The organism is Pseudomonas sp. HMSC076A11 (assembly GCF_001810205.1).
GTDB lineage: Bacteria > Pseudomonadota > Gammaproteobacteria > Pseudomonadales > Pseudomonadaceae > Pseudomonas > Pseudomonas aeruginosa.
This window is the reverse complement of sequence record NZ_KV800293.1, coordinates 119,011-138,129: the sequence shown is the minus strand read 5'-3', so window position 1 is coordinate 138,129 and position 19,119 is coordinate 119,011. Positions and strand designations below refer to the sequence as shown.

At 66.0% G+C, this 19,119-nt stretch carries 20 protein-coding genes; 13 read left to right on the top strand and 7 right to left on the bottom strand.

What is annotated here, in order from left to right:
* The first annotated feature begins 4 nt into the window (after nucleotides 1-4).
* Nucleotides 5-1,198, top strand: coding sequence for an N-acetylmuramoyl-L-alanine amidase (locus tag HMPREF2716_RS11555; protein ID WP_003114144.1), 1,194 nt, complete (start codon nucleotides 5-7; stop codon nucleotides 1,196-1,198).
* On the opposite strand, the gene HMPREF2716_RS11550 is transcribed toward HMPREF2716_RS11555, so the two are convergent.
* Entirely contained in the window at nucleotides 1,176-1,592 is a 417-nt protein-coding gene (locus HMPREF2716_RS11550; RefSeq protein WP_003097088.1) for a hypothetical protein, read from the bottom strand. The genes HMPREF2716_RS11555 and HMPREF2716_RS11550 overlap by 23 nt on opposite strands.
* 112 nt (nucleotides 1,593-1,704) lie before the next feature.
* Here HMPREF2716_RS11550 and dksA point away from each other — a divergent pair, with 112 nt between their 5' ends.
* The 3 genes from dksA to HMPREF2716_RS11535 are packed head-to-tail and all read left to right on the top strand — an operon-like array spanning nucleotide 1,705 to nucleotide 3,964.
* Nucleotides 1,705-2,109, top strand: coding sequence for an RNA polymerase-binding protein DksA (gene dksA, locus HMPREF2716_RS11545; RefSeq protein ID WP_003097086.1), 405 nt, complete (start codon nucleotides 1,705-1,707; stop codon nucleotides 2,107-2,109).
* A gap of 14 nt (nucleotides 2,110-2,123) precedes the next feature.
* Nucleotides 2,124-3,326: a zinc metallochaperone GTPase ZigA gene (gene zigA, locus HMPREF2716_RS11540; protein ID WP_003099674.1), complete on the top strand. Its 1,203-nt coding sequence runs from the start codon at nucleotides 2,124-2,126 to the stop codon at nucleotides 3,324-3,326.
* A complete protein-coding gene (locus HMPREF2716_RS11535; RefSeq protein WP_043495195.1) occupies nucleotides 3,323-3,964 on the top strand; it encodes a DUF1826 domain-containing protein in 642 nt (213 codons plus the stop codon). Before zigA ends, HMPREF2716_RS11535 begins: the two co-directional genes overlap by 4 nt.
* Nucleotides 3,965-4,116: 152 nt before the next feature.
* Here HMPREF2716_RS11535 and HMPREF2716_RS11530 read toward each other — a convergent pair whose 3' ends face one another.
* Nucleotides 4,117-4,485, bottom strand: coding sequence for a hypothetical protein (locus HMPREF2716_RS11530; protein ID WP_003097081.1), 369 nt, complete (start codon nucleotides 4,483-4,485; stop codon nucleotides 4,117-4,119).
* 102 nt (nucleotides 4,486-4,587) lie between these two features.
* Here HMPREF2716_RS11530 and HMPREF2716_RS11525 point away from each other — a divergent pair, with 102 nt between their 5' ends.
* Both HMPREF2716_RS11525 and tonB1 read left to right on the top strand, forming a co-directional pair.
* Complete coding sequence (locus tag HMPREF2716_RS11525) at nucleotides 4,588-5,556, top strand: CobW family GTP-binding protein (protein WP_003122315.1); 969 nt, start codon at nucleotides 4,588-4,590, stop codon at nucleotides 5,554-5,556.
* 92 nt (nucleotides 5,557-5,648) lie between these two features.
* A complete protein-coding gene (gene tonB1 / locus HMPREF2716_RS11520) occupies nucleotides 5,649-6,677 on the top strand; it encodes an energy transducer TonB1 (protein ID WP_010895710.1) in 1,029 nt (342 codons plus the stop codon).
* A 415-nt stretch (nucleotides 6,678-7,092) separates the two neighbouring features.
* Here the strand turns inward: tonB1 and HMPREF2716_RS11515 are convergent, their stop codons facing one another.
* Together HMPREF2716_RS11515 and HMPREF2716_RS11510 are read right to left on the bottom strand one after the other, a co-directional pair.
* The gene (locus HMPREF2716_RS11515; RefSeq protein WP_003097074.1) at nucleotides 7,093-8,400 is read right to left on the bottom strand and encodes an MFS transporter; all 1,308 of its coding nucleotides are present in this window, start codon (nucleotides 8,398-8,400) and stop codon (nucleotides 7,093-7,095) included.
* Between the two features lie 315 nt (nucleotides 8,401-8,715).
* Nucleotides 8,716-10,473, bottom strand: coding sequence for a cation:proton antiporter (locus HMPREF2716_RS11510; RefSeq protein ID WP_003099684.1), 1,758 nt, complete (start codon nucleotides 10,471-10,473; stop codon nucleotides 8,716-8,718).
* A gap of 361 nt (nucleotides 10,474-10,834) precedes the next feature.
* Between HMPREF2716_RS11510 and HMPREF2716_RS11505 the strand changes: the two genes are divergently transcribed.
* The 3 genes from HMPREF2716_RS11505 (at nucleotide 10,835) to HMPREF2716_RS11495 (ending at nucleotide 12,717) form a co-directional block, all read left to right on the top strand.
* Entirely contained in the window at nucleotides 10,835-11,689 is an 855-nt protein-coding gene (locus tag HMPREF2716_RS11505; protein ID WP_003099685.1) for a Tim44 domain-containing protein, read from the top strand.
* 196 nt (nucleotides 11,690-11,885) lie between these two features.
* Nucleotides 11,886-12,287 (top strand): SMI1/KNR4 family protein, encoded by a 402-nt coding sequence (locus HMPREF2716_RS11500; RefSeq protein ID WP_003099687.1) that lies wholly within the window; start codon nucleotides 11,886-11,888, stop codon nucleotides 12,285-12,287.
* A 217-nt stretch (nucleotides 12,288-12,504) separates the two neighbouring features.
* Entirely contained in the window at nucleotides 12,505-12,717 is a 213-nt protein-coding gene (locus tag HMPREF2716_RS11495) for a YgdI/YgdR family lipoprotein (RefSeq protein WP_003097061.1), read from the top strand.
* 16 nt (nucleotides 12,718-12,733) lie between these two features.
* On the opposite strand, the gene HMPREF2716_RS11490 is transcribed toward HMPREF2716_RS11495, so the two are convergent.
* Together HMPREF2716_RS11490 and HMPREF2716_RS11485 are read right to left on the bottom strand one after the other, a co-directional pair.
* On the bottom strand, nucleotides 12,734-13,414 hold the full coding sequence (locus HMPREF2716_RS11490; RefSeq protein WP_043494701.1) for a GntR family transcriptional regulator: 681 nt from the start codon (nucleotides 13,412-13,414) through the stop codon (nucleotides 12,734-12,736).
* 64 nt (nucleotides 13,415-13,478) lie between these two features.
* Nucleotides 13,479-14,261 (bottom strand): SDR family NAD(P)-dependent oxidoreductase, encoded by a 783-nt coding sequence (locus HMPREF2716_RS11485; RefSeq protein ID WP_003118447.1) that lies wholly within the window; start codon nucleotides 14,259-14,261, stop codon nucleotides 13,479-13,481.
* 115 nt (nucleotides 14,262-14,376) lie between these two features.
* On the opposite strand from HMPREF2716_RS11485, the gene HMPREF2716_RS11480 reads away from it, so the two are divergent.
* From HMPREF2716_RS11480 to HMPREF2716_RS11470, 3 genes are all read left to right on the top strand, one after another.
* Nucleotides 14,377-15,771: an aspartate aminotransferase family protein gene (locus HMPREF2716_RS11480; RefSeq protein WP_023089776.1), complete on the top strand. Its 1,395-nt coding sequence runs from the start codon at nucleotides 14,377-14,379 to the stop codon at nucleotides 15,769-15,771.
* A gap of 1 nt (nucleotide 15,772) precedes the next feature.
* Nucleotides 15,773-17,140, top strand: a complete 1,368-nt coding sequence (locus HMPREF2716_RS11475) for a glutamine synthetase family protein (RefSeq protein WP_003114138.1) — start codon at nucleotides 15,773-15,775, stop codon at nucleotides 17,138-17,140.
* A gap of 94 nt (nucleotides 17,141-17,234) precedes the next feature.
* Complete coding sequence (locus tag HMPREF2716_RS11470; protein ID WP_003097046.1) at nucleotides 17,235-17,993, top strand: SDR family NAD(P)-dependent oxidoreductase; 759 nt, start codon at nucleotides 17,235-17,237, stop codon at nucleotides 17,991-17,993.
* 47 nt (nucleotides 17,994-18,040) lie between these two features.
* Here the strand turns inward: HMPREF2716_RS11470 and HMPREF2716_RS11465 are convergent, their stop codons facing one another.
* Nucleotides 18,041-18,784 carry a hypothetical protein gene (locus tag HMPREF2716_RS11465; RefSeq protein ID WP_003118448.1) on the bottom strand — a complete coding sequence of 248 codons (744 nt, stop codon included), beginning with the start codon at nucleotides 18,782-18,784 and terminating at the stop codon, nucleotides 18,041-18,043.
* 160 nt (nucleotides 18,785-18,944) lie between these two features.
* Between HMPREF2716_RS11465 and HMPREF2716_RS11460 the strand changes: the two genes are divergently transcribed.
* Nucleotides 18,945-19,119, top strand: a 175-nt coding sequence (locus HMPREF2716_RS11460; RefSeq protein ID WP_049262500.1) for an acyl-CoA thioesterase, incomplete at its 3' end; no start/stop codon positions are given.

Genomic DNA, 19,119 nt, shown 5'->3' with positions numbered 1-19,119 from the left:
GTCGATGAAGCGCCGTCGTCTCCTGCAAAGCCTGCTCGCCGGCCTGGCCCTCCAGCCGTTCCTGGCCGCCAGCGCCAATGTACGAATCCGCCAGGCCCGGGCCTGGAATTCCTCGGAAAGCTGGCGCCTGGTGCTGGAACTGGACGGCCCGCCGCGTTATCGAACCTTTTCCCTGCAGGCCCCCGAGCGGTTGATCCTCGACCTGCCCGACGCGCAATTGCTCGCAACGCTCTCCGAGCTGCCGCTGGACGGCCCCGTGCGCGCCATACGCAGTGGCCAACTGGGTGGCGGCGGGACGCGCATCGTCCTCGATCTGCGCCAGGCGGTCAGGCCGCGCAGCTTCGCCCTGGAACCGCAGGCGGGAAAGGGCCATCGCCTGGTCCTGGACCTTTATCCACAGGCGCTGGCGGCACCCCCCGAGCCGATGCTGGCGCTGGCCCGCCCGCTACCCTCGACGGGCCGCGACATCCTCGTGGTGGTCGATGCCGGCCATGGCGGCAAGGACCCCGGCGCGGTCGGTAGCAAGGGCGAGCGCGAAAAGGACGTGGCGCTGGCCATCGCCCGCCTGCTGGCGCGGCGGATCGACCGTGAGAAAGGCTTCAAGGCGCGCCTGGTGCGCAACGGCGATGTGTTCGTCCCGCTGCGCAAGCGGCCGGAAGTGGCCCGGCGCTACAACGCCGACATGTTCGTTTCGGTGCACGCCGACGCGGCGCCGCGACTGACCGCCTCCGGCGCGTCGGTATATGCCCTCTCCGAGCATGGCGCCAGCTCGACCATGGCGCGCTGGATGGCCGAGCGCGAGAACGGCGCCGACCTGATCGGCAACAGCGGCAACCTGCCGCTACAGGGCCGCGACAAGGTACTCGCCGGGGTGATCCTCGACATGGCCCTGAGTTCGACCATCGCCAGCAGCCTGGACCTCGGCCACAGCGTTCTCGGCCAGTTGTCGGACGTCACCGCGCTGCACCAGAAGCGTGTCGAGCAGGCCGGCTTCGCCGTGCTCAAGTCGCCGGACATCCCTTCGATCCTGGTGGAGACCGGCTTCATCTCGAATCGCGGCGATTGTCGCCGGTTGATGGACGAACGCCATCGCCAGCGCCTGGCCGAGGCGATCTTCGCTGGCGTGCAGGGCTACTTCCGGCAACGCCCTCCCGCCGGCAGCTACCTGGCGGCGCTCAGCGCGCAGCCTCCCGGCTAGGGCCTTCGCTGCAGCCGCTGACCCGCCCGCAGGTCAGGCGTTGGCGCTGGCCCGATGAACTGCTCAGGCGGCTGACGCTGGTCCAGCCGATGTTGCGGCTGAGGCCGACCCAGATTTCCCCATCGCTGGCGATGCCGCTGAAGAAGGTCAGGCGCCCGTAGCGCGTATTGGTCTGGGCCCAGCGTCGTCCGCTCGCCGCGTCGTAGCCGCGCAGCCAGGTGTCGTTGCCGCCGGTGGCGACGCTGTAGTGGTTGCCCAGCCGATCCATGCAGGCCAGAACGGTACGCAGGTAGGCGCATTCCGCCGGGCGGGTGCCGGGAAGAAAGCCCTGCGCCTGTGCCGCCGGAGCGAGCAGCAGGAGGGCCAGGCAGTAAAGGCGGAGGACGCGGCGCATCGGTGGATCCCGGGATGACGTGGGCCCAGGGTAGCCGGAAGGCGATTGGCGGGCCATCGATTGTGGTGTTAATTGTTATAGTATAACGTTTTAAATTTCCCAGGTTCAGCCCATGACCGAACAGGAACTGCTTGCCCAGCCCGACGCTGCCTACATGGACGAAGCCCAGCAGGACTTCTTCCGCGACCTGCTGCTGCGTCAGCGCCAGGAACTTCAGGCGCGCATCGAAGGCGAATTCGGCGAGCTGCGCGATCTCGAACGCCCCAGCGACGAGGCCGACCTGGCTTCCCGCGAGGAACAGCGGCAATGGCAACTTCGCCTGCTGGAGCGGGAGAAGAAGCTGCTCGACAAGATCGACGAAGCGCTGGAGCGCCTGGCCCGCGGCGACTACGGCTGGTGCCAGGAAACCGGCGAGCCGATCGGCCTGCGCCGCCTGCTGTTGCGTCCCACCGCCACCCTCTGCATCGAGGCGAAAGAGCGCCAGGAGAAGCGCGAACGCCACGTGCGGCACAACTGAAGAGGTTACCAACCGTGAACCAACGCCTACCTGTCACCGTGCTGTCCGGCTTTCTCGGCGCCGGCAAGAGCACGCTGCTCAACCATGTGCTGAAGAACCGCGAGAACCGACGGGTTGCGGTGATCGTCAACGATATGAGCGAAATCAATATCGATGGCAGCGAGGTCCAGCGCGATGTCAGCCTGAACCGCGCTGAAGAACGCCTGGTGGAGATGAGCAACGGCTGTATCTGCTGCACCCTGCGCGAAGACCTGCTGGAAGAGGTCGGCCGTCTCGCCCGGGAAGGCCGCTTCGACTACCTGCTGATCGAGTCCACCGGGATTTCCGAACCGATGCCGGTGGCCGAGACCTTCACCTTCCGCGACGAGCTGGACCGCAGCCTGTCCGACGTGGCGCGACTGGATACCATGGTCACGGTGGTCGACGGGATGAATTTTCTCCGCGACTACCAGGAGGCCGCCAGCCTGGCCAGTCGTGGCGAAACCCTCGGTGAGGAGGATCAGCGCTCGATCACCGACCTGCTGATCGACCAGGTCGAATTCGCCGACGTGATCCTGGTCAGCAAGATCGACCTGATCTCCAGCGAGCAGCGCGAGGAACTGCTGGCGATCCTGCGCCAGCTCAATGCCGAGGCGGAGATCCTGCCGATGGTGATGGGTCAGGTGCCGCTGGCGAAGATCCTCGATACCGGTCGCTTCGATTTCGATCGCGCGGCGTCCGCGCCGGGCTGGCTGAAGGAACTGCGCGGCGAGCACCTGCCGGAAACCGAGGAATATGGCATCGCCTCCATGGCCTACCGGGCGCGCCGGCCGTTCCACCCCGCGCGCTTCCACGCCTTCCTGCACAATCCGCTGAAGCAGGGGCGGCTGCTGCGCTCCAAGGGCTTCTTCTGGCTCGCCAGCCGGCCCCGCGAGGCCGGCAGCTGGTCGCAGGCCGGCGGCCTGATGCGCTACGGCCTGGCGGGCCGCTGGTGGCGCTTCGTGCCGACCGGACAGTGGCCACAGGACGAAGAGGGCCTGCGGGCGATCATGCGGCACTGGGAGGAAGGCGTCGGCGACTGTCGCCAGGAGCTGGTTTTCATCGGTCAGAACCTGGACTTCGCGGCCCTGCGCGCAGCCCTGGACGCCTGCCTGCTGGATGACGCCGAGATGAACCTGGGCATCCCCGGCTGGCAGGGCCTGGACGACCCCTTCGAGGACTGGGGGCACGCCGCATGAGCGCACTGCCGCAGGAAAAACCGTTGCCGTGCCAGGCGTTCGATGACGACCCCCAGGTGCTGGCCGAGGTGCTTCGCGAGGGCGTCAACCTGGCGGTCTGGACACGCCGGCTGAACCCGGCGCTGCGCGACTTCGCCGCCGCCCTGGTACGCAACCGGCCGGGACTGGCGCTGAGCCAGACGCTGGAGATGGAAGAGGAACGGCTACCCGCCTTGGACGGCCTGCTCGACGCGCGGCAACTGCCGGGACAAGCCGATTTCCTCGACGACCTGGGCTGGCTGGTCGAGGCCTTCTTTTGCCTGACCGGGGCGCGGCGTATCGGCCTGCGCCTGCGCGTTCTGGATAAACCGATGTGCCCGCGTTTCCATGTCGACCACGTGCCGCTGCGGCTGGTCACCACCTACCAGGGCGCTGCCAGCGAATGGCTGGACGAGTCCGGCCTGGACCGTCGGCTGCTTGGCGGAGCGCAGGCCGAAGTTGTCGACGAACAGCTTATCCATAGCTTGTCCACAGGCGACGTGGCGCTGCTCAAGGGCGAACGCTGGGAGGGTAACGAAGGTGCCGGACTGGTGCATCGCTCGCCGCGAGCGGAGCCCGGGCTGGCGCGCCTGCTGTTGACCCTGGACTGGCTTGCCTGAGCCTGTGGACAAGTGTCTTTCGAGGAATAAAAAAAGGCCATCCGCAGATGGCCTATCACCAAAAAGTCGTCCTACCTTGGGGATGGGGACGAAGGGTGCTGAGGTACCCGACTCCCATTTAGCCCGGACGCTGTGACAGGCTGATGACGCGCTCAGGGCTTTTTCGCGGCGCTAGGCTCTTCCCAGCGGCCTTGGCTCTGGCTGGCGCAGAACGGCTCCAGGTAGCGTGCGTCGGTCGCGATGCCGTAGTAGAAGATGTCCTGCCGATAGGGCGCATTGGGTACCCTGGCGTCGCGGCAGACACCGAAGGCGCCCGTCGGACACTCCTCGGCGAACGCCACCTCGACCTTCTGGCCCTGCAGTTGTGGCTGGCAGAAGCCTTCGCGGAACAGCTTGGCCGGGATGCTGCGGTTCTGCTGGCAGACCTTCACATCGAGATTCTTCGCCTGGCTATGGACGATGCAGGCTTCGGCCAGGGCCAGGCCCGGCAGGCAGGACAGGAAGAACAGGAACGGACGCATGCGAGGACTCCATTGCAGACGGGCGCGACTCTAGCACGGGGCCTGGCTCCCCGCAGGCAAGGACCGCATTGATCCACAGGCTTTCACATTCCGGTTGCGCAGATGCTTCGAGAGATACCCACACACCTGATCGGCGGCCCCCTGGGGGCCGGCAAGACCAGCCTGATCCGCTCGCTGCTGGCGCAGAAGCCGGCGGGCGAGCGCTGGGCGGTGCTGGTCAACGAGTTCGGCGAGATCGGCCTGGATGCCGCGCTGCTGGCCACGGACGTCGACGGCGTGGCCATCGGCGAGGTGGCGGGCGGGTGCCTCTGCTGCGTCAATGGCGTGCCGTTCCAGGTGGGGCTCGGTCGCTTGTTGCGTCGGGCACGGCCGGACCGGCTGTTCATCGAACCCTCCGGGTTGGGACATCCGCTGGCGCTGTGGAAACAGCTGCAGGCTCCTCCCTGGTCCGGCGTCCTGGCCCTGCAACCCCTGGTAGTGGTGCTGGATGCCGCCGCGCTGGCCTCCGGCCAACCGCTGCCGGAGGCACAGGAACAGGCGCTGGAAGCGGCCGGCATGTTGCTGCTGAACAAATCCGAAGCGCTCGACGCGACGCAGCGCTGCGCCGTGCGCGCGCGCCTGCCGGTCCTGCCGTTGCGCTGGAGCGTGCGCGGCCACCTGGCATTGCGCGATCTGCCGACCAGCGTTGCCGGGGAAGGTAGCGCGACGACCTGGGCGGCCCTGCCGGACGCGCCTGCTCAGTTGGGAACGGTGCTGCCCGCCGAGCGACCGCTGCGCGCCGTGCGCGAGCAGGACGGCCAGTTGGCCATCGGCTGGCGGCTGGCGCCGTCGGTGCGTTTCGATCGGGTCGCAGTGGACGCCTGGCTGAGCCGTTTGTCCGGACTGCGGCGGGCCAAGGCGGTGCTGCATTGCGCGGACGGTTGGTATGCAGCGAATGCCGCGCCGTTTGTGGATAACTGGGGCAAGTCCTCGTGGCGGCGGGATAATCGGCTGGAACTGATCCTCGCCGCAGGCGCGGATGAAGAGGCGCTCGAAGAGGCGTTCCTGGCGTGTCGGATGGTCGCGGAATGATCCGCCAAGGTTGCCCTGAGGACGCGACTGAATGATAATAATTATCAGAAGACTCTACTTCCTTACCTTTCACTTCTCCGCAGGTCGCCCTCATGTCGCCACAGCCTTCACGGTCGCCTGACCGTTTTTCGCTGGCCGCGCTCGCCGAAGACCACCCCACCGCTCCCGCCCAGGGAGACGAAAGCGAGTCCCTGCCATGCGTGAATGCCCAGCGCGGAGAACCCAACCTGCGCGTGGTGGACTGCTCCGGCGCGCGCCGCGACGAGGAAGTGGCGGTCGAGGAAGTGCTGATCCCCTACGCCCATGGCAGCGATCCCGAAGACGTCCCCGGCGAGCCGCCCAAGTCGCGCTGGTGGCTGTCCTCCGGCGCGGCGGTGGCGATGCATGTGGCGATCATCGGTGCGCTGGTGTGGGTGATGCCGACCCCGGCCGAACTCAACCTTGGCCACGGCGAACTGCCGAAGACCATGCAGGTGAATTTCGTCCAGCTCGAGAAGAAGGCCGAGCCGACCCCGCAGCCGCCGGCTGCCGCGCCGGAACCGACGCCGCCGAAGATCGAGGAACCCAAGCCGGAGCCGCCGAAGCCGAAGCCGGTGGAAAAACCCAAGCCCAAGCCGAAACCCAAGCCCAAACCGGTGGAAAACGCCATTCCCAAGGCCAAGCCGAAGCCGGAACCCAAACCCAAGCCGGAACCCGAGCCGAGCACGGAGGCATCCAGCCAGCCCAGCCCGTCCAGCGCCGCGCCGCCGCCCGCGCCTACCGTCGGGCAGAGCACGCCCGGCGCGCAGACCGCGCCCAGCGGCTCGCAAGGTCCGGCCGGCCTGCCCAGCGGCAGCCTCAACGACAGTGACATCAAGCCGTTGCGCATGGATCCTCCGGTCTATCCCCGGATGGCCCAGGCCCGGGGTATCGAAGGCCGGGTGAAGGTGCTGTTCACCATCACCAGCGATGGCCGCATTGACGACATCCAGGTGCTGGAGTCGGTGCCGTCGCGCATGTTCGACCGCGAAGTGCGCCAGGCCATGGCCAAGTGGCGTTTCGAGCCGCGTGTCAGTGGTGGCAAGATCGTCGCCCGCCAGGCGACCAAGATGTTTTTCTTCAAGATCGAGAAGCGCCGCTGAGGCGGTTCTCTGACAACGAAAAGAGCCGCGCCTTCGAGCGCGGTTTTTTTATTCCCGGTAGGTCTCGCAGACGGGGCTTCGCTGCCTGGGGACGGCAGGCCCCTTGCGCTGTTCCACCGTGGGAACGCGAGGAGATCGGCGTTTGCGCGCCAAGGTTCCAGCCCCGCCGGAATGACGAGCCGCAGGGCGAATAACCGCTTGCGGTTATCCGCCGTGGAACGCAGGGACACCGGATGATTACGCCGCCGGCGTTGCGCGCCCTAGGGCTCCGGTCGGGATGCCGTGCCGTAGACCAACAGTCGGCGGGTGTGGGGGAATCGGTTGCCGGGCCAAAAAGCAGGACGGCGACCCGAAGGTCGCCGTCCTGTGGATAAAAAGGCCCGGAGTGTGTCGGGGCCATGAGCACGAGGCTCAATCAATCGGTCGTGATCTTCGAGTGCTTCTGGGTGTCCTTCATGAACACATAGACCAGCAGCGAGCAGGCGATACAGGCGGTGACGTACCAGTAGAAGCCGCTCTCCAGGCCGACGCTCTTGAACCACAAGGCAACGTATTCGGCGGTGCCGCCGAAGATCGACACGGTCAGGGCATACGGCAGGCCGACGCCCAGGGCGCGGATCTCGGTGGGGAACAGTTCGGCCTTCACCACCGCATTGATCGAGGTGTAGCCGCTGACGATCACCAGCGCCGCCATGATCAGGAAGAACGCTCCCCACCAGCTGTCGACGCTGTGCAGTGTGCTGAGGATCGGGTAGGTGAAGACGGTGCCGAGTACGCCGAAGGCGATCAGGATCGGCCGCCGGCCGATCTTGTCGGAGAGGGCGCCGACGATGGGCTGCAGCAGCATGAAGAGGAACAGGGTGGCAGCCGAGATCATGGTCGAATCGGTCTTGCTCATGCCTACCGTGTTCACCAGGTACTTCTGCATGTAGGTGGTGTAGGTGTAGAAGGCCAGGGTGCCGCCCATGGTCAGGCCGACCACGGTCAGCACTTCCTTCGGGTGGCGCAGCAGGGTGCGCAGCAGGCTTTCCTTCGGTTCTTCCTTCTTCTTCGAGAAGGACTCGGTCTCTTCCATGCCGCGACGCAGGAACATCGCCACCACTGCGCACAGCGCGCCGATGAAGAAGGGGACGCGCCAGCCCCAGCTTTCCAGTTGTTCTACGGTCAGGGTCTGTTGCAGGACGATCAGCACCGCCAGGGCGATGAGCTGGCCGGAAATCAGGGTCACGTACTGGAAGCTGGAGAAGAACCCGCGCTGTTCCTTGTTCGCCATCTCGCTCAGGTAGGTGGCGGAGGTGCCGTATTCGCCGCCGACCGACAGGCCCTGGAGCAGGCGCGCGACCACCAGCAGGATCGGCGCGGCGACGCCGATGGTTTCATAGCTGGGGGTCAGGGCGATGATCAGCGAGCCAAAGCACATCAGCAGCACCGAGGCCAGCAACGCCGCCTTGCGGCCCTTGCGGTCGGCATAGATACCCATCAGCCAGCCACCGATCGGGCGCATCAGGAAGCCCACGGCGAAGATAGCTGCGGTGTTCAGCAGTTGGGCGGTCATGTCGCCCTGGGGGAAGAATGCCTTGGCGAAGTACAGCGAGAAGGCGGCGTAGACGTACCAGTCGTACCACTCGACCAGGTTGCCGACGGAACCGCTGAAGATCGACTTGATGCGTTGCGAAGTGGTGCGGGGCTGGGCAGACGCGGAAATGGCGTTGGCGCTTTCCATCGTGTTTCCTCTTTTCGTTGTTGTCTTGGATGTGCTGATCAGGGCGCAGCACACCAGCACATCGCGAGGGCGACGTATTGGATGGCTCGATAGCAGGTGCCGTGCCAACGCGGGAAAGCCGCGTGGGGACTGGGTTGGAAGAGGAGCGGGGTGGTCTTGGCCGAGCGGGAGTCCGCCGACCGGGAGTGTGGATAAGCGGAAATCCGCCGATCCTTCAGGACAAAGGGTCCGATAGCGACACCAGGTGCAGGCGAGGGCGAATAACCGCAGCGTGGTTATCCGCCGATTCGACGGCAGGCCGGGATCGCTTGGCTCTCAGTGGCTGCCCTTTTCCTGGTCGAGGGTTTCCATCAGCGCGATCTGCATCCGCGAATGCACGCGGATCAGCCAGCGCCAGAGCACTGCGATCACCAGGCCGGCGACCAGCACCACTACGACCAGCAACTCGCCCGGCGGCAGGATGCTCGAGCTGAGCGCCGCCAGCAGCACCATCATGCCGGCCAGCGACAGCAGCGGGATGATCTCGGAGATCACCCGACGTACCCGCGCCGTATGGCGTCCGGCTTTCTCCGGCTTGACCCCGAGTTCGGCCAGCAGCATCGACAGGGCCTTGAGCTTGCGGTACGCGGCGATCAGGAAGGCCAGCGAGACCAGCAGCGCGCCGCCCCAGATCAATGCCTTGTGTAGCCCGTCGTAGGCGACCCACTGGCTCATCCAGGCGGAAAGCGTATCGGCGAAATAACCGCCGGCGAGGAAGATCGCGATCACCAGCGCCAGGTTCACCCCGACCTGCAGCAAGATGCGCCGGATCATCGCCGCCAGCACCGCACGGTCGCCCTGCGGCTGGATGCTGCGCAGCCAGTCGCCGTAGTGGCCGAAGATCCTCGCCATGCGCTGCGGCATGGCGTTGGCCAGGTGCTGCGAGAGCGGGTCGGCGGCGCGGATCAGGTACGGGGTGAGCAGGGTGGTGATGGCCGAGACCGCTACCGCCACCGGGTAGAGGAAGTCGCTGGTGACTTTCAGAGTCATGCCCAGGGCGGCGATGATGAAGGAGAACTCGCCGATCTGCGACAGGCCCATGCCGACCCGCAGCGAGGTGCGTCCGTCGTTGCCGGCGATGAACGCACCCATGCCGCAGGAGAACATCTTGCCGAGCACTACCGCGACGGTGATCAGGGCGATCGGCCAGGCGTACTCGACGAGGATCTTCGGGTCGATCAGCAGGCCGATGGCGACGAAGAAGATCGCACTGAACATGTCACGGACCGGCTCGATCAATCGTTCGATCTGCACCAACTGGCGCGACTCGGCCATGATCGCGCCGATCAGGAAGGCGCCGAGCACCATGCTGTATTCCAGCTTCACCACCAGCAGGCAGAAGCCGAAGCACAGGCCGAGCACGGTGACCAGCAGCATCTCGTTGCTCTCGAACTTCGCCACGTAGGCCAGCAGACGTGGCACCAGGAGGATGCCGACGACCAGCGCGACGATCATGAACAGGCTGAGCTTGCCGACCGTGGAGAACACCTCGCCGGTTTCCACCGAACCGCTCACGGCGATTCCCGACAGCAGGGCGATGATGCCGATGCCGAGGATGTCCTCGACGATCAGCACGCCGAAGATCAGTTGGGCGAAGCGCTCGTTCTTCATCTTCAGGTCGCCGAGCGCCTTGACGATGATGGTGGTGGAGGAGATCGCCAGGATCGCACCGAGGAACAGCGAGTCCATGGTGCTCCATTCGAAGAAGCGACCGATCTCGAAGCCGATCCAGATCATCAGGACGATTTCCAGGAACGCCGCGATGAACGCCGTGGCGCCGACCTGGAAGAGCTTGCGCAGGCTGAACTCCAGGCCGAGGCAGAACATCAGGAAGATCACCCCGAGTTCGGCCAGGGTCTTGATCGTGTCTTCGTCGTGGATCAGTCCGAAGGGCGGGGTGTGCGGGCCGATGATGAAGCCGGCGACGATGTAGCCGAGGACCACCGGTTGGCGCAGGCGGTGGAAGAGGATAGTGACCACACCCGCCACCAGCATGATCACGGCGAGGTCCTGGATGAAATCGACGGCATGCATGGCGGCGGTCCTCGCTCGGGGAATGGGTCGGCAGACGCGGCGACCGGGCGGCCTCGCAGACCCGCAGACTAGCATCCGCAAGTGCTTGATCGGTGGGCTGAAAAAAACTGTAACAGACGTTTCGGCGAGGCTCTGCGTTGTGCTTCCCGGGTCGCCGGGCGGATCTTCGCGCGCCGATCCGCGTGCATGCCTGTCGTCCCCGGCAACGAAGGTGTACCCTGGCGCCGACCCGCGAGCCAGACGCGGCGGGCGAAAAAACGGCGGCCGGGGAGCAATAGCCCGAAACAAAATCCGGCTGGTCCTGTCGCCCGTACCGCCGCAACATGGCGCGCGTCGATTCCCCCAAGAGAGAAAGACTACAATGCAGCGTGTTCTCAGCATCGCCCTCGCCTTCTGCCTGGCGCTGACCGTCAGCCTGGATGCCAATGCCAAGCGCTTCGGCGGCGGCAAGAGCCTCGGCTCGGCACCCAGCCACCAGACCCGCCAGGCGCAGCCGGCCACTGCGCCGAACGCCACTGCTGCCGCCCCCAACGCCGCTCGTCCCGCCGCTGCCGCCAGCGGTGCTTCGCGCTGGCTCGGCCCGCTGGCCGGTATCGCCGCGGGCGGCCTGCTCGCTTCCATGTTCATGGGCGACGGCTTCGAGGGCATCCAGATGCTCGACATCCTGTTGATCGCCCTGGTGGCCTTCATCGCCTTCCGCTTCATCGCCGCTCGCCGGCGCCAGCAGAACCAGGGCCAGCCTGCGATGGCCGGGCACGCGCCGATGCAGCGCGAAATGCCGGCCCAGGCGCCGATCTTCGGTGGCGCCGCCGCTGCTGCCGCTGCGCCGAGCCCGGTGATCAACGCGCCGAGCTGGTTCAACGAGGAGCGCTTCGTCGGTGCCGCTCGCGAACACTTCATGTCCCTGCAGCAGCATTGGGATGCCAACGAGATGGACAAGATCGCCGAGTTCGTCACCCCGCAGATGTTGCAATGGCTGAAGCAGGAGCGCGCCGAGATCGGCGACGCCTACCAGTCCACCTACATCGACAACCTGGTCGTGCAACTGGACGGCGTCGACGACCAGGCCGACAAGACCATCGCCACCCTGACCTTCAGCGGTGTGTCGAAGACCTCGCGCTTCGACCAGGGCGAAGCCTTCAGCGAAAGCTGGCGGATGGAGCGCGCCCAGGGCGAGAACCAGCCATGGCTGGTGGCCGGTATCCGGCAGAACTGATCCCGAGTGGTTGCGGTCCCTTCGGGGGCCGCCGAAACCCCCGCTTCCGCCAGGGAACGGGGGTTTTTTCATCTCCGTTGGCGGGTTGACCGACCATTCGTCCGGCGCCATGGCCGAAGGCCAGCCGCGACACTTGTCTTGCGCTCGGTGCGGCTACTGTATAAAAAGCGCGCCACCCGTTGCGAGAGAGCCTGTCGTGGAAGACGTCATCGAAAAACTGCGTGAACTCAACGAACCGGTTCCGGTGCCCCTGGAACTGCCGGAAGAAGAACTGCTGGTGGAAATCGAGGAAGAGCTGCTGATCGGCATTCCCGCCGAGTTCCGCGAATTCCTCCTGCTGGTCAGCGATGTGGTCTACGGCCGCCTGGAGCCGGTGACCGTGACCGATCCGCACTCGCACACCTACCTGCCCGAAGTGGCGGCCACTGCCTGGGACCTGGGCGTTCCGCGCGAGCTGATCCCGCTTTGCGAGGACGACGGCAGCTACTACTGCGTGGCGGAGGACGGCGAGGTGGTGCTCTGGGCCGATGGCGACCTCACCGATGAAAGCTGGGATTCGGTGTGGGTCTGGGCTCGCGACGTCTGGCTGGAGAGCTGAGCCTGAACCGCCGCAAAGGCTCTGCAACGCGCCTTTGCCGCTGACTTCCCGACGTCGCGCGAGGCTGCCTGGAGGCCCTGCGCGTCGCCGTCGGCGCTTCGTCTCCGACAAAGCGCCGCTGCGCTAAGGAATTTCCCTCGATTGCGACGGTCACAAGGGCAATTCCGCACTTGTCGCTCCGGATGTAGGCAAGTGCGCTGCCCCGTGTGGAGATTCTATGAAGTTCAAAGCTCTGTTCGCTGCATTGCTGCTGACCAGCCTGGCGGGTTGCGCCAACCAGGCGGTGGTCACTTTGCAAGATGGCAGCGAGGTCCTGGTCAAGGATCAGTCGGATTACGACAAATACAATGACTACTACGAGTTCGAACAGCTGAATGGCGACACCATCCTGATCAAGAAGGACAATGTGCGCACCATTCGCCCGCAGTAGCGGCGCTTATCTCCCGTCAGGCGTGCTCGCCGGAACGGTGTCGCTTTCGTGGCCGGGCCTCCAGCTCCAGGAGGTTCAGCAGGTACTGGCCGAAGTAGGCCAGGTCCTGTTCGATCGCCGCGCGCGCGGCCGGGCCGTCGCCGCGGCGTAGCGCGTCCAGGGCGTCCTCGTGGAAATCGTTCAGACGTAGGGAGAGGTCGGCCTCGGTGAACAGCCGGTTGAAGAACGGCCCGACCTGTAGCCAGAGCGTCTCGATGAGACGCAGCAGCACCGGGTTGCCGCAGGCGCGGTAGAGCGTCAGGTGGAATTCGCTATTGGCTTCCAGGTAGGCCTGTACCTCGCGTCGGCGCAAGGCGTCCTCCATTCGCCGCAGACAACCTTCGAGTCCTTCCAGTGCCTGCTCGTCCAGCCGGCCGCTGGCGCTTTCGGCCGCCAGCCCTTCGAGGGACAGGCGCACCTGGAGGATCTGCAGGAAACGCTCGCGGGTCATCAGCGGCACCCTGAGCGAGCGTTGTGCCTCGCCCTCCAGCGCCCCTTCCGCCACCAGCCGTTGCAGGGCGGCGCGAACCGGCATCGGGCTGGTGCCCCACTGGTTCGCCAGGTCGCGGATCTTCAGTCGCTCGCCGGGCTGGAAACGTCCGGCCAGCAAGTCTTCCCGCAGTCGTTGGTAGAGTTGTTCCTGGAGATTCTCGGCCATGGTCAGCTCCGGGTCGCCGGTGGCGCCGGAAGCTGGGAAAGTGTCAGGCTGCAGTTGCGCATGTTCAGCTCCGTTTGTTTTCGATCAGGCAGTTGCCGCCATCCACCACCAGCAGTTCGCCGTTGACGAAGCTGGCTTCGGGCGAGGCGAGGAAGGCCACCGCGGCGGCCACCTCTTCGGGCCGGCCGGCACGTCCGCTGGGGCTGGCCAGGGCGGCCTGGCGTTCTTCGGCGGTGCTCGAGCCGGTGGCGATCCAGCCCGGCGCGACGCTGTTCACCGTGATGCCGCTCTTCGCCACCTCCAGCGCCAGGCCCATGCTCCAGCCGACCAGACCGGCCTTGGCCGCGCTATACGCGGCTTCGCCCGGGTTGCTGCCGCGGGTTCCGGTGGTGGAGGCGACGTTGACGATCCGCCCGTAGCCGCGCTCGCGCATGCCCGGCAGCAGGCCGCGGGTGAGCAGGAAAGCGCTGGTCAGGTTGCGCGACAGGGACAGTTGCCAATCCCGCAGCGAGGTCGCTTCCACTGCGCTGAAGGGCTCCGCGCTGTCCAACTGGGCCATGCCGGCATTGTTCACCAGGATGTCGACCCGTCCCCACTGGGCTTCGGCCCAGTCCAGCAGGCCCTGCACCTGGGCTTCGTCGGTCAGGTCGGCGCTCGCGGCGCGCACGTCGTGACCACATGCGCTCAGTTCCTCCGCTCGTTGCCTAATCCGCTCGCTGCTGGCGGTGATCAGCAGACGCACGCCTTCGCGGGCCAGCCGCCGGGCAATGGCGAAACCGATGCCGAGTTCGCTGCCGGCGCCGCTGATGAGCGCGACCTGACCTGTCCACTTCGAAAAGTCATTCATTTTTGTGATCACAAAATTGACATGGAAAACAGATTATCAGTGCTTTCAAATACTGTATTGACTTTTTTGTGATCACAAATGAAAGTTGTGCGAAATAAAAAACGAGGTGTTCGAAATGACCGCCAGTGGCATCGCCGAAGCCGCCGTGGAAACCTTCATGGCCCGCGAGCAGCAACGTTTCCTTGCGCAGAATCCACAGTCCGTCGCGCTCGCCGAGCGAGCCCGGCGCGCCTTGTTCGACGGCGTACCGATGCACTGGATGAGCGATTGGTCAACACCCTGTCCGCTGTTCGTGGAGCGTGCCCACGGCGCGCGTTTCCATGATGTGGACGGCCACGCCTACGTGGACTTCTGCCTGGGCGATACCGGCAGCATGTTCGGCCATTCTCCGGCGCCGATCGCCCGGGCGCTCGCCGAGCAGGGCGCGAACGGCCTGACCACCATGCTTCCGGGGGAGGATGCCATCGTCGCAGGCGAGCTGCTGGCGCAGCGCTTCGGCCTGCCGTTCTGGCAGGTAGCGACCACCGCTACCGACGCCAACCGCTTCGTCCTGCGCTGGGCGCGTGCGATCACCGGTCGCAAGGTGGTGCTGGTATTCGACGGTTGCTACCACGGCACGGTCGACGACACCCTGGTTCGCTGCCGCGACGGCCGCACCGTGCATCGCTCCGGCCTGCTCGGCCAGGCCCACGACCTCACCCAGTTCAGCCGCGCGGTGCCGTTCAACGACCTCCAGGCCCTGGAGCGGGCGCTGGCCAGCGAAGACGTGGCCGCCGTGCTCTGCGAGCCGGCGATGACCAACATCGGCATGGTCCTGCCGCAACCCGGCTTCCACCAGAAGCTGCGCGAGCTGACCCGTCGTCACGGCACGCTGCTGATCATCGACGAGACCCACACCATCTCCACAGGTCCTGGCGGCTGTACCCGCGCCTGGAAGCTCGAGCCGGACTTCATCACCCTCGGCAAGCCGATCGCCGGCGGCGTACCGTGCTCGGTGTATGGTTGCAGCGCGGCGATGGCCAGCGCCATGCAACTGGCCAGGGCACGTGCCAGCGAGCAGAGCGAAGGCCACGGCCACAGCGGCATGGGTACCACGCTGTCGGCCAACGCCCTGGCGATGCGCTGTATGCGCGCCAACCTGGAAGAGGTGATGACCGATACCGCCTACGCCCACATGCTGCCCCTGGCGGCGCGTCTGGCCGAGGGCTTCCGCAGGATTATCCACAAGTACGGCCTGGCCTGGTCGGTGACCGAGCTCGGCGCGCGCAGCGAGTTCCAGTTCTGCCCGCAACCCCCACGCGACGGCGCGGCCGCCGAGGCGGCGTTCCACGACAGCCTGCAGATGGCCTTGCACCTGTATCTGATCAACCGCGGCATCCTCATCACGCCGTTCCACAACATGACCCTGTGTTGCCCGGACACTCGCCAAGAAGATGTCGACCGCCTGCTCTCCAGCCTCGACGAGGCGCTCGGCGAGCTGCTCGCCATACCCGGCGCGCGGGAGGCCTGAGATGCATTTCGCCGATCCGCGGGAAGCCCGCGAGTTCCTCGCCGCACACCCCGAGGTGCGCAGCATCGAGCTGTTCCTGATCGACGCCAACGGCGTGCCGCGCGGCAAGCTGCTGCATCGCGACGAGCTGCTGGCGGTCTACGAAAGCGGGCGGCCGCTGCCGAGCACCATCCTCGGCCTGACCATCAATGGCGATGACGTCGAGGAGACCGGCCTGGTCTGGGACGTCGGCGATGCCGATTGCTGGACCTTCCCGCTGCCCGGCAGCCTGACCCTGCAACCCTGGCGGCAGTCACCGACCGGCCAGGTGCAGGTAAGCATGCATCCCGAGCTCGGGCTACCGGCCGCGGCGGGCGATCCCCGGCATGTGTTGCAGCGGGTTATCCACAGTCTGCAGGCGGAGGGTTTCCACCCGGTGATGGCGGTGGAACTGGAGTTCTACCTGCTCGACCGCGAACGCGACAGCGACGGCCGGCCGTTGCCGGCGTTACAGATGAATGGCCAGCGGCCGCGGGCGACCCAGGTCTATGGCGTCTACGAGCTGGAGCAGTTGCAGCCATTCCTCGATGACTTGTATGCCGCCTGCGAGGCCCAGGGCCTGCCGGCGCGCACGGCGATTTCGGAGTACGCGCCGGGGCAGGTGGAAATTACCCTGCAGCATCGCTTCGACACGCTCCAGGCGATCGACGAAGGCGTGCGCTACAAGCGCCTGGTCAAGGGCGTGGCGAATCGCCATGGGTTGCAGGCCTGCTTCATGGCCAAGCCGTTCGCCGATCTTTCCGGCAGCGGCCTGCACCTGCACGTCAGCCTGGCCGACGCCGCTGGCAACAATCTGTTCGCCAGCGAGGACCCGGCCGGGACCCCGCTGCTGCGCCAGGCCATCGGTGGAATGAAGGCGTGCCTGCTGGAGTCTTTGGCGCTGTTCTGTCCGAACGCCAACTCGTTCCGCCGCTTCCAGGCGAACAGCTACGCGCCGCTGGCGCCGACCTGGGGAATCAACAACCGCACCGTGTCGCTGCGGGTTCCCGGCGGCCCGGCGTCCAGCCGGCACATCGAGCACCGCATCTGCGGCGCCGACGCCAATCCCTACCTGGCGGCGGCGGCGTTGCTCGCGGCGGTGCGCCTGGGGATTCGCGAGCGACTCGACCCCGGTGCGCCGATCACCGGCAACGGCTACGCTCAAGCCACCCAGGCGTTGCCGAGCGACTGGCTGACCGCGCTGCGCGCGCTGGAGGGCTCGGCCTGGGCGCGCGAGGCGCTCGGCGAGGATTTCCTGAAGATCTACCTGGCGATCAAGCAGGCCGAATACCGTGCCTTCATGGGCGAGGTCGGCGAGCAGGACTGGCGCTGGTATCTCAACCAGGCCTGAATGAACGGCTGCCGGCGTTGCCGGTCAGTCATTGAAGCGGGCGGCCGATTGGCCGTCGGTGTTTTCCACGCGGCACAGGAGTAAGGAAAAGCAGATGAGCACGCCCGTCGTTCTTATCACTGGTGCAGCCGGCGGCTTGGGCCGGGCAATCGCCAAGCGTTTCGCCCAGAGTCATTGGCGCATCGCCGCCACGGATGTGGATAAGGAGGGCCTGCACGCGCTGAACGCGCAGGTGCCGTTGGACGCCAGCGGGGTCGCCGACCTGCGCAGCGCGGATAACTGCCATACCCTGATGTCGAAGATTCTCGCCCGTACCGGACGTCTCGACGCCCTGGTGAATGCCGCGGGCGTCTGGCGCGAGGGGCCTGTGGAAAACTTCACCGAGGAGGATTTCGACCTGGTCCTGGGAGTCAACCTCAAGGCCTCCTTCTACATGTGCCAGGCCGCGATTCCCTACCTGAAGGAAAACCAGGGCAGCATCGTCAACATCTCCAGCGACTCCGGACGCCAGGCCTACCGGGGTTCGGCGGCGTATTGCGCGAGCAAGGCGGCGCTGACCATGCTGAGCAAGACCCTGGCGCTGGAACTGGCCGAGCAGGGCGTGCGGGTCAACGCCGTGTCGCCGGCGGATATCGCCACGCCGATGCTCGACTACCAGGCCGAACGCTATGGGATGGGCAATCCGGATGGCTACAAGCGCGCGCTGCTGAAGGATTATCCACAGGGCAAGGCGGCACGCTTCATCCGCCCGGAAGAAGTCGCCGAGCTGGTCTGGTATCTCTGCGGCCCTCAGGCCGAAGCGATCACGGGTGCCGACCTGGCGGTGGACTTCGGCCTGTCCGCTGGCCGCTGAGTGGATTTTCCACGGGTCGCTCCGCTGGAGCGGCCTGTGGAAAAGTTTCAGTCGTCCCTGGCCTGACTGGATATCTTCACCCAGTTACCGGCGGCGGCGATGCCCATGCCGCCGTAACCCTGGCAGTTCCCGCCAAGGCTCTCCACCACTCGCAGGTCGATGCCTTCCTGCCATACCAGCAGGCTGCAGCCGGCGCCCAGGCCTTCGCTGCGCAGCCGGTAGAGCGCGCCTTGCCCCTCCAGCCGACCGGACAGCTCGCCGACCGCCGCGGGCCCATATTCCATCAGTTTCTCCGGATTGCCGATGCGCATCAGGGCGAAGCTCGCCTGGTAGCCGCCCTTCACCGGTTCGATCTGCAGGCTTTCCCATTCGGCCTGCCCGGCGTAGCGCAGGTAGTGCCCGGCGAGGCCCTGGAGGGACGGATAGTCGACTTTCAGGGCAACCTGTTCCAGGTTGTAGCGCGTGGCTTTGCCGCTGTAGCCGCGATCCAGCGCCAGGTTCATCCAGGCGCGGGCGCGTCCCGGTTGCCCGGCCTTGAGGCTGGTCAGCGCGAGATTGTTCAGCGCCTGTTCCGAGTCGGCTCCGCCCTGCTCCTGGCGCTCGGCCAGGCGCAATTGCCAGGCGAAGGCGTCCAGCGCCTGTGGATAACTCCCCTGTCGATAAGCCTGGGTGCCGCGCGTGTTGCATTCCGCGGCGGTGGCGCAGGGCGTATCCTCGGCCTGGATGGCAGCGGCACCGATGCCGGCAAGCACGGCCAGGGCCAGGAGAAGGATGCGTATGGCGGCAGGCATTGGAGCGATTCCCGGTGGAAAAGGGCCAGTCTAGAAAAGCCCGCGGATGTCTGCACGACCCGGCGCGATTTCGATCATGACGATTGAAAATTTGTGGCCGCTGCCGTCTTCGTTTGCGTCTATGGTGTCCCCCGCCCGTCCTGATGAGAGAAAAAGCGCTATGCAACCCGGAAACAACCAACTGTCGATGACCGTGCTGATGACTCCGGACATGGCCAATTTCTCCGGCAATGTCCATGGCGGCACCCTCCTGAAGTATCTCGACGAAGTCGCCTATGCATGCGCCAGTCGCTATGCCGGTCGCTACGTGGTGACCCTGTCGGTGGATCAGGTGA